The following is an 8,821-nucleotide window of genomic DNA, read 5'->3' as shown; positions in this document are numbered from 1 at the left end:
CAGGTGTGGTGAGGACACGAGCGCTATCGGTGGGGTGTTAATTGAAACTTTTATATAAATAAACCCCTAATCCTGTAAACATTAAACAACCGACAAGATGTAAAAATAAAATCTTTAATCCATTTAACCAGTTATCTTGCACAAAATTGGCGATGACTTCGCTAGAAAAGGCAGAAAATGTGGTGAAACTACCAAGAAAGCCTGTAATGAGAAATAAACGCCATTGAGAAGAAAAAGCGGAAGATAGAGAGGATAATTGAGGGTCTTGCCACATAACAGCCAACAGCACACCAGCGATAAAACAACCTAAATAGTTGGCGATTAATGTACCAAAAGAAAAGCTAGCAAAAAGAGGATTAAGCAATAAACCTAATCCCCAACGAGAAGAAGCGCCCAAAGCGGCGCCACTACAGACTAACAATAAGGATTGCCAATTCATTAAATTAATCCGAAAGTTGCACGCAAATAGCTTGCCACAGACTCATGGGCATTTAAGCCAATTTGCTCTAATTGCGGACAACTTGCCACTAAACGAGGATCCGCATTTCCCATTACACAGCCTTTTCCTACTTCCGACAGCATTTCTACATCATTCATTCCGTCGCCAAAAGCAATACATTGTGCTAAACCGTAATCACGAGAAGAAACCACTTGCGCAAGTGCGGTGGCTTTTGACACATTTTTATTCATGACTTCAAGACACATTGGGGTTGAATAAGTAATGCTAGTTACATCGCCAAATTTTGCGCGTAACTCTTTTTCTAAAGGTTGCAAATGTTGCAAAGATTTGCCAATAAAAAAGACTTTTTCAGTTCCTCGACCATGATGCTGAGCAAAATTAATGACTTGATAGGTATAGCCTGAGTCTTTGTGATATTTGGCTAATTGTGGTACATCAACATTAATAAACCAGCCATCATCTTGATAACTGTTTAAACAAATATTTTGCGTATCAAATGGCATATTCATAATTTCAAAAGCGATCTCTTCTGGCAAACTATTGCTATATAACAAGTTACCTTGTGCATCATGCGCCCTTGCACCATTTGAGGTAATCATCACAGCTTTTTCAATATTGACTTTAGTTAAAATGGAAGCAACATCCGTATGATTACGTCCTGTGGCTAAAATAATATCCACATTTTTTTTCGCTAATTTTTCCAACGTTTCAATCGTAAACTCGCCAATCACATGATTAGCATTTAATAATGTGCCATCTAAATCTGAAACGACGGCTCGAAAAGGTAAAGTTTGCATAAAAGCTCCAAGTAAATTTAAAACTATATTCCTAGTGCTTGTTTGATTAGTTGTTCCTTAACAAAACCTAAATGGTTTGTTGTACTTAAACCAATGCCACGCACTAATTTTTTCAATGGATTATCGCCATTAAAGAGATCTTTTAATCCCTGCATTGCCACCAGCATTTTAACCGCTTCCGTTTTACGCCAGCGTTCATAATGACGTAAATAGCGGTATTCGCCAATATCGACGCCTAACTCAAGATTTTTGTTAATTTCTTGCGCCAAAGCAATGGCATCTTGAAAACCTAAATTCACCCCAAGTCCAGCTAAAGGATGAATGGTATGGGCTGCATCCCCCACTAAGGCAATACGATTTTTGGCGAAACTACGGGCATAACGTGCAGTTAATGGGACTGTTTTGCGCTCGCCCTGTACTTTACACAAGCCTAGGCGATTATCAAAAGCCACAGATAAAACTTTGTTAAATTCATCTTGCTCCGCGTTTAAAAGTGCGGTTGCTTGTTGTGGCGATAAAGACCAAACAATTGAACAAAGGTTTTGTTGATGTAAAGGCAAGAACGCTAAAATACTGTCTTTGGCAAAAATTTGTCTGGCACAATTCTCATGTGGCTCAGTAGTTTTCACATTACAAACTAAAGCATGGTGTCCATAATCACGAAAAATCAGCGGAATATCCGCTTGTTTACGTAGCCAAGAATTAGCCCCATCTGCCCCAACAATCAATTTCGCCGATAACATCTGACCATCTTTGGTTGATAAAATCCCATTGCTTTCAGTTAGCCCTAAATGTTGTGGAAGTGCGGTAATAATTTCTACATTTTTTTGTGCTTGAACTTTTTGCCAAAGTTGATGTTGGATCAAATGATTTTCAATGATGTGGCCCAAATGGGATAAGCCCAAACTTTGTGTGTCAAATTGAATTTGGGCAAAACTGTCTTTTTCCCACACGTCCATTTTGTTGTATGCCGTGGCTCTCAAGTCTAACAAGGATTGCCAAATGCCTAACTCTTGCAACATTTTTTCACTGGCTAAATTTATAGCACTCACACGATTACTGAGTTGTTCAATCGGCTCTTTTTCTGGAAATCCCTCAATTACCGCAATTTTTACTGGGCTATTGCGTAAACTTGCCGCTAAAGCCAAGCCCACCATGCCTCCGCCAATAATTGCAATATCAAATACTTTCATTGTTATAACTCCAAATAAAGATAAATTTAGCACCAGCCTAATGTGGCTTTGGCAAAATATTGTCGTAATAAAGAAGATTGAGAAAACGCCATTAAGCCTAGATTACGCCCAATTTGTAGCGGTAGTACATTGTTAGCAAAAATAGAAAGCAAGCCATCAGTTAAGCCCATGATGTGACTTTGATCGGGCTGGCGTTGTTGTGCATATTTTTGTAGAACCTGATATTCGCCCCAATCCTGTTGTTGTAAATAAGCCTGTGCAACCACATTTGCTAAACTCATCACATCACGAATACCCAAATTAAAACCTTGTCCAGCCACTGGGTGTAAAGTTTGACAAGCATTACCCACCAACGCTACTCGCTCTTCAATATGTTGATTTGCCTTATATAAATTCAGTGGATAAGCAAAACGTTTGCCACATTCAAGCAATTTTCCTAAACGCCAACCAAAGCGCTGTTGTAGGCGAGTTAAAAATTGTTGATCATCAAGGCTCATGATTTCATCGGCATTTTTTACACACCAAACAAGCGACATCAAATTATCTTGCATTGGCAATAAAGCGATTGGACCTTCTGCGGTAAAACGTTCAAAAGCACGATTTTGGTGTGGCTGTTGCACTAAAATATTACTGATAATCGCCGTTTGTTGATATTCACGCACAATTTCTTGCGAAATTCCCACCGCACTTGCTACTTTGGATTGAGTGCCGTCCGCCCCGACTAATAAATTGGTGCTTAAAGTGCGGTGATCTTTTAACTTAATTTTGACTTGATCCGCATTGCGTTCAATATGAGCAATAGAAACAGGCGCAAAATAATCTATATTGTCGTAATCCTGCATCGCTTGCGTAAGCACAACGCCAGCCTGATTTAACTCAATCACCGCGCCAAGTTGCGTAAGATGAAACTCTTGCGCTGAAAACTCGGCTAATCCAGAATGTCCACGGTCGGAAACGTGAATATGTGTAATAGGCTCGCAAAGTGGCGCTAATAATTGCCAAAGTGATTGCTTATTGGCAAGTAAAATCTGATTAAAACGCTGGCAACTTCCTGCAGATAAAGCAATACAACGAGCATCAAAACCACTTTGCTGATGTTGTTGTGGGACTTGTTTTTCCAATACGGCTATTTTTATTTTACCTTGCGTCTGTGAGCTGAGCGCTAGCGCTAAACTGGCTCCCGTCATGGCTCCACCAACAATAATGATGTCGTAGTGCATAGTCTTCCTCTTGTGCTTTTGCCCTTTAAATTAGCCCTGCATCAAACTTTCAATATCCTCAATTTCTTTCGGTACCGCCGAAGTCAAAATTTTATTACCATATTCCGTAATTAAAATATTGTCTTCGATACGAACGCCGATCCCTTTGTATTGTTCTGGCACATCGGCATCAGCAGAAATATATAAGCCTGGCTCCACAGTCAGCACCATGCCAACCTCTAAAGTGCGGTCTCTTTTTTTGCTATTTCGATCAGGATTTTGTGCATCATTGCTGTAACTTCCTACATCATGCACATCAAGCCCCAGCCAATGCCCTAATCCATGCATATAAAATTGGCGATAGCTTTGCTTATCAATTAACTCTTGTACATCGCCAGTCAAGATCCCTAAGCGCACCAAGCCTTCCACTTTAATTCGTACCACTTCATCATTTGCTTGTTGAATGGTATTACCAGCCACTAATAACTCAATGGCTCGTTTTTGTGCTTGTAAAACAATTTCATAGATTTCTCGTTGCGCTTGGCTAAACTTGCCATTGATTGGAAAAGTTCGGGTAATATCCCCCGCATACATCGCAAACTCACAACCCGCATCAATCAATAACAAATCGCCGTCTTTTAACACTTGATCATTTTCGTTGTAATGCAAAATACAAGCATTTTCGCCACCTGCGACAATGCTGTTATAAGCAGCATATCTGGCACCAAAACGATTGAATTGATGTAATATCTCACTTTCAATTTCGTACTCAAGGCGATTTGGGCGGGTTTGTTGCATCGCATGAATATGTGCTAACGCTGAAATTTGCCCAGCTTGTTGCATCAATGCAATTTCATTTGTGGATTTGAATAAACGCATTTCATCGACAAGTGGAGTCCAATCTAAAACTTGCGCAAATTGCACCGCACTTTTTGCATTGCTCTCTGTATTTTTCGCCAAAATATTTTGTAGTAAATCTGTTCCCCAAGATTGTTGTTTATTGTGGAAATAAAGTGCGGTGGTGTTTTCGCTCAATTTTAAAAAATGCTGCTCAAATTCTGTTATGTCATAAGCAAGATCGACAGAGAGTGTTTTAGGTGCATTTTCAACGCCTAAACGTCTGCCATTCCAAGTTTCCATTAACGGATCTTTTGCTCGTAAAAATAAAATACTTTGTCCTTGCCCTTGTTTTTTCACTAATAGCAAAATGCTATCTGGCTCATTAAACCCCGTTAAATACCAGAAATAACTGTCTTGTCGGAAAGGATAATGGCAATCCTTATTGCGAATTTGTTCTTGAGAGGAAAAAATGACGGTAATTGAATTATCTTCTAATTGTGATAATAGTTTCTCACGGCGAGAAACAAACTCCTCATTAGGCATTTTTGCCATATAAGCGAGATCCATAAATTATCCTTAATGCTTAGATTAATGCGTAGAAAAGTGCGCAGAATTTTAGCATAAAAAAGTACATCCTTCGATTGATACAAAACAAAGGAAAGTTATAAAAGAAGTCATAAACTCCAAAAGAAAAACTCGCCATTTTTCAATAAGCGAGTTTTATCTCTGTGCGAACTAATGTAATACAGGTTCTTTGGTTTCAGATGCTGGCGTGAAATGATTAAAGAATAAACAAGCAATTGTTCTCACATATTCAATAACCTCTTCTAATGCCTCAGATAATTCTTCCTGATCATCGTCTTCTTCATAACCAAGCTGAGAGATATTTTGTAAATCATCTAAGGCTTCACCAATTTCGCCTGTTTCTTTGCCTAAGTTAGGCTGATTTAATCCCAATCCCAATAAAAAGTGGTTACACCATTCTGACATTGCTTCTACCCGAGCAAAAACATCGTCTTCTTCTGGTAACCAAAGTTCAAAGTTAAATCCATCAACATCAGATAAAGTGCGGTTGATTTCTTGATAGATTTTTTCGACTTCTTTTAAGATAGCGCTTGGGTAAGCATGATCATCATTAGTAAATTGATAAACAATAGGCAACCAGCTTTGATCTCTGATTCCTCCGCAAACTAAACCTGTAATAAAGCCATGTAATTCAGCAACCGTTGAGGCTAGATTGGCTTGTTTAAATTGTTGATTAAGTTCTGAATAAGTAAGAAATTGTTCTGACATGTGTTGTTTCCTTGAAAAATGGAGTCTTAGTTTACCATTGTTTAAATTAAGCAACCAAGAAACAAAGGGATTTTTATGACGAAAAATTTTTGCTATGGCATAATAACCGCAATTTTAGCCATCATTATAAATAGGAAAAAACATGTCAAAGCTCATTGAATTATCAGTTTTAGGGCAAGTGCTACGTCTAAACTGTCCTCCGGAACAGCACGATGCTTTACGCCAAGCCGCACGCAATTTAGATAGTCGCGTAATGGAAATGAAAGAACGCACAGGCATTTTGCAAATGGAAAAAATCCTATCAATCGTTGCCCTAAATTTAAGTTTTGAACTTATGCAAGAGCAGAATAAAACGCAAACAATTGAAAATGTTATTAATCAAAAGATTGCGCAGCTTGAGGGCTCTTTAGAAAATATTTTGGCTCAAAAAGCGAACGTTTAAACCTAAAATTGTGATCTGACCGTGATAATTTGAAAATTATTCTAGTCAACAAAAATAAATTGCGTTAGTATTGCGTTCAAAGATTACCTGAGGTGTTTGCCTGCGGATTACGTCCCTGAGCCGATACTAAAAACTTAATGAATTGGTGTCCTGTTGTTGGTGTGTATGCTTGCCTTGGTTTTTAACCCTGATGCAAGAAACCTGAAAACGATGTTAACCGATTCCCTTGAACCGTAGGGTTCAAGGACCGAGCATTCGCAGCGGCATCTCGGGGCTCTTTCTAAACATCTATTCAATATATTGTCCATGAATATTTCCTCTCAACGCCAACAAATTCGGCAACTTATCCGCAAAAAAAGACAAAAACTTACCGCACTTGAACAAGCTCAAGCAGAACAAAATATTACGCAAAAAGCATTAGCTGTTATCGAACAGTTTCAAGCGGAACATATTGCCTTATACCGCTCTTTTGACGGGGAAATCTCGACTAAATTACTGATTGAAAAACTTTGGCAACAAGGAAAAAAAGTTTATTTACCCGTTTTACATCCTTTTTCTGATGGCAATTTATTGTTCTTAGCTTTTAACAAAGATACGCCAATGCAACAAAATAAATTCGGGATTTTTGAACCTAAGTTAGATGTGCGGAATGTACTTCCCCTTTATCAATTGGATTTGATTTTTACCCCTTTGGTTGCCTTTGATAAAAAAGGAAATCGGCTAGGAATGGGTGGTGGTTTTTATGATAGAACCCTACAAGATTGGCAACAAAAAACCTTTATTCCCATAGGGTTGGCTCATCGATGTCAAGAAGTCGAGGAACTTCCCGTTGAAAACTGGGATATTCCTTTGGCAGATATTTTAACTGGCTAATCAACCTAAGAGCTAACGTTTAAAACGCTTGCGGCGGCGATGAAAATTTGTCGTAGCAGGATTTTTTAATACATTAACAATAGATGTGGTATCCAGCATTTTTTGTCTTGTACGGCGATAATGGCTCAAAAAATAATGAACTGAGCTAGCCAATAAAGCACCAGCTAAAAATACAATAATCAATTCACCATATAACTGATTAAAAATCTGGTTAATTTTACTTTGGGTTGTTTGCCCATATTTCATATCAAAGGTAATACGTAAAAAACCTTCAACACCATTAGATGAATAAATTGGTTCAACAATTTGCTGAACGTTATGCCCCTTATCATTCTGTTCCTTTTCCTCTAATTTTAGTCTATGGCGTACACCAGGAAAATTGGTGCTTTGTGCCAATAATTCTCCATTGGTGCTATAAATAGAGGCATCAATCACAAATTCTTCCTTGGCAAATTCATTTAATTTTTCACTCAGAACATCTGAGCTACCTTTATTGACAAGAAGCATAGAAAACAAATTCGCTTGTTGGCGAACTAACAAATGAGATAAATGACTCACTTGATTAAGACTCGCTAATTGTGAGCCTAATTTAAATTGCTGCACGCCAAATAAAATCACAGTCATAATAGTTGCACAAAGCAAAACAATGCCGAGTAACATGCCACTTTTTTGCATTTTCTCTTTGATTATGTTCAAGTTATTTTTCCTAAAGGTTATTAAATAAGCTAGAATAAAGATGAACTACAATAATTTACAGGATCTTTTATGCAAACTCAAAATCTAGCCATGATCGTGCAACATTATACTTTATTTCCCACACCACTTTTAGCAGAAAAACCGACCGCACTTGGCGAAGATCATTTCATTCTTTATGGTAAAAATTTAAGCTTGGACAGCTTACTCGCTTTTCAACAAAAGTGCGGTGAGAATTTCCTTATTTTAGATTGCTGGAACCAATGGGATTACACCATTGCATTGTTCAAAGCAACTTGGCAAACACAATATTTAACATTTGCACATGGGCTTGAACTGGATATTGCACCATTAAATTTTGATGCAAGTTTAAGCCAAGCTGGATTATTGGTAATGGATATGGACTCTACTATTATTCAAATGGAATGTATTGATGAAATTGCTAAATTGGCTGGAACAGGAGAGCTAGTCTCTTCAATTACGGCACAAGCTATGCGCGGAGAACTTGATTTTGAGCAAAGTTTGCGCCGCAGAGTTGGAACATTAAAAGGTGCGCCTGAGCAGATTTTACAGCAAGTTCGCAATAACTTACCTTTAATGCCTGGTCTAAAAAAGATGCTAACAGAACTACAAAAATACGGCTGGAAAACAGCGATTGCTTCAGGCGGATTTACTTATTTTGCTGATTATTTAAAAGAGACATTAAAACTAGACTTTGCGGTTTCTAATCAGCTAGCAATTGAAAATGGCTATCTTACTGGAGAAGTACAAGGGGATATTATTGATGCAGTTTACAAAGCTGAAACCTTAAAATCTTTAGCACAAAAATGGCATATTGATTTAAAAAATACGGTGGCAATTGGCGATGGTGCAAATGATTTAGCCATGATGAAAATGGCAAATCTTGGTGGGGCTTTTCATGCCAAGCCAAAAGTTCAACAACAAGCGCAAGTTGTGGTAAACTTTGCCGACTTAACCGCACTTTTATGTATTTTGAGTGCAAATGATCGAATTAAACAAAACTAAACCTT

At 38.0% G+C, this 8,821-nt stretch carries 10 protein-coding genes and 1 other RNA gene; 4 read left to right on the top strand and 7 right to left on the bottom strand.

All coding sequences use genetic code 11. The annotated features are described in order from the left end of the window. Positions 1-37: 37 nt before the first annotated feature. The 6 genes from B0186_RS02480 to B0186_RS02455 form a co-directional block, all read right to left on the bottom strand. Entirely contained in the window at positions 38-439 is a 402-nt protein-coding gene (locus tag B0186_RS02480) for a CrcB family protein (RefSeq protein ID WP_078217819.1), read from the bottom strand. Next, positions 439-1,257 (bottom strand): Cof-type HAD-IIB family hydrolase, encoded by an 819-nt coding sequence (locus B0186_RS02475; RefSeq protein WP_078217818.1) that lies wholly within the window; start codon positions 1,255-1,257, stop codon positions 439-441. Before B0186_RS02475 ends, B0186_RS02480 begins: the two co-directional genes overlap by 1 nt. A gap of 23 nt (positions 1,258-1,280) precedes the next feature. Continuing rightward, positions 1,281-2,450 carry an FAD-dependent monooxygenase gene (locus B0186_RS02470; RefSeq protein ID WP_078217817.1) on the bottom strand — a complete coding sequence of 390 codons (1,170 nt, stop codon included), beginning with the start codon at positions 2,448-2,450 and terminating at the stop codon, positions 1,281-1,283. Positions 2,451-2,476: 26 nt separating this feature from the next. After that, positions 2,477-3,670: a 2-octaprenyl-6-methoxyphenyl hydroxylase gene (gene ubiH / locus B0186_RS02465; protein WP_078217816.1), complete on the bottom strand. Its 1,194-nt coding sequence runs from the start codon at positions 3,668-3,670 to the stop codon at positions 2,477-2,479. Positions 3,671-3,700: 30 nt separating this feature from the next. Further along, positions 3,701-5,056 carry a Xaa-Pro aminopeptidase gene (pepP, locus tag B0186_RS02460; protein WP_078217815.1) on the bottom strand — a complete coding sequence of 452 codons (1,356 nt, stop codon included), beginning with the start codon at positions 5,054-5,056 and terminating at the stop codon, positions 3,701-3,703. Positions 5,057-5,224: 168 nt separating this feature from the next. Continuing rightward, positions 5,225-5,782, bottom strand: coding sequence for a YecA/YgfB family protein (locus B0186_RS02455; protein ID WP_078217814.1), 558 nt, complete (start codon positions 5,780-5,782; stop codon positions 5,225-5,227). Positions 5,783-5,924: 142 nt separating this feature from the next. Here B0186_RS02455 and zapA point away from each other — a divergent pair, with 142 nt between their 5' ends. The 3 genes from zapA (at position 5,925) to B0186_RS02440 (ending at position 7,097) form a co-directional block, all read left to right on the top strand. Beyond that, entirely contained in the window at positions 5,925-6,224 is a 300-nt protein-coding gene (gene zapA / locus B0186_RS02450; RefSeq protein ID WP_078217813.1) for a cell division protein ZapA, read from the top strand. Between the two features lie 81 nt (positions 6,225-6,305). Next, a non-coding RNA gene (ssrS, locus tag B0186_RS02445) (6S RNA) lies at positions 6,306-6,503 on the top strand. Between the two features lie 27 nt (positions 6,504-6,530). Then, a complete protein-coding gene (locus B0186_RS02440) occupies positions 6,531-7,097 on the top strand; it encodes a 5-formyltetrahydrofolate cyclo-ligase (protein WP_078217812.1) in 567 nt (188 codons plus the stop codon). Between the two features lie 12 nt (positions 7,098-7,109). Here B0186_RS02440 and B0186_RS02435 read toward each other — a convergent pair whose 3' ends face one another. Continuing rightward, positions 7,110-7,793 (bottom strand): YtjB family periplasmic protein, encoded by a 684-nt coding sequence (locus B0186_RS02435; RefSeq protein ID WP_078217811.1) that lies wholly within the window; start codon positions 7,791-7,793, stop codon positions 7,110-7,112. Positions 7,794-7,862: 69 nt separating this feature from the next. On the opposite strand from B0186_RS02435, the gene serB reads away from it, so the two are divergent. Then, positions 7,863-8,816 carry a phosphoserine phosphatase gene (gene serB / locus B0186_RS02430; protein WP_078217810.1) on the top strand — a complete coding sequence of 318 codons (954 nt, stop codon included), beginning with the start codon at positions 7,863-7,865 and terminating at the stop codon, positions 8,814-8,816. Positions 8,817-8,821 lie beyond the last annotated feature (5 nt).

It is taken from the genome of Canicola haemoglobinophilus (genome assembly GCF_002015075.1).
Taxonomy (GTDB): Bacteria; Pseudomonadota; Gammaproteobacteria; order Enterobacterales; family Pasteurellaceae; genus Canicola; species Canicola haemoglobinophilus.
The sequence above is the reverse complement of the archived record's forward strand: the minus strand, read 5'-3'. Positions and strand labels throughout refer to the sequence as shown.

What these genes read in the sequence shown, in the direction of transcription:
- B0186_RS02480 (WP_078217819.1), bottom strand. Translation starts at nt 439, where the DNA reads ATGAATTGGCAATCCTTATTGTTAGTCTGTAGTGGCGCCGCTTTGGGC.
- B0186_RS02475 (WP_078217818.1), bottom strand. Translation starts at nt 1,257, where the DNA reads ATGCAAACTTTACCTTTTCGAGCCGTCGTTTCAGATTTAGATGGCACA.
- B0186_RS02470 (WP_078217817.1), bottom strand. Translation starts at nt 2,450, where the DNA reads ATGAAAGTATTTGATATTGCAATTATTGGCGGAGGCATGGTGGGCTTG.
- ubiH (WP_078217816.1), bottom strand. Translation starts at nt 3,670, where the DNA reads ATGCACTACGACATCATTATTGTTGGTGGAGCCATGACGGGAGCCAGT.
- pepP (WP_078217815.1), bottom strand. Translation starts at nt 5,056, where the DNA reads ATGGATCTCGCTTATATGGCAAAAATGCCTAATGAGGAGTTTGTTTCT.
- B0186_RS02455 (WP_078217814.1), bottom strand. Translation starts at nt 5,782, where the DNA reads ATGTCAGAACAATTTCTTACTTATTCAGAACTTAATCAACAATTTAAA.
- zapA (WP_078217813.1), top strand. Translation starts at nt 5,925, where the DNA reads ATGTCAAAGCTCATTGAATTATCAGTTTTAGGGCAAGTGCTACGTCTA.
- B0186_RS02440 (WP_078217812.1), top strand. Translation starts at nt 6,531, where the DNA reads ATGAATATTTCCTCTCAACGCCAACAAATTCGGCAACTTATCCGCAAA.
- serB (WP_078217810.1), top strand. Translation starts at nt 7,863, where the DNA reads ATGCAAACTCAAAATCTAGCCATGATCGTGCAACATTATACTTTATTT.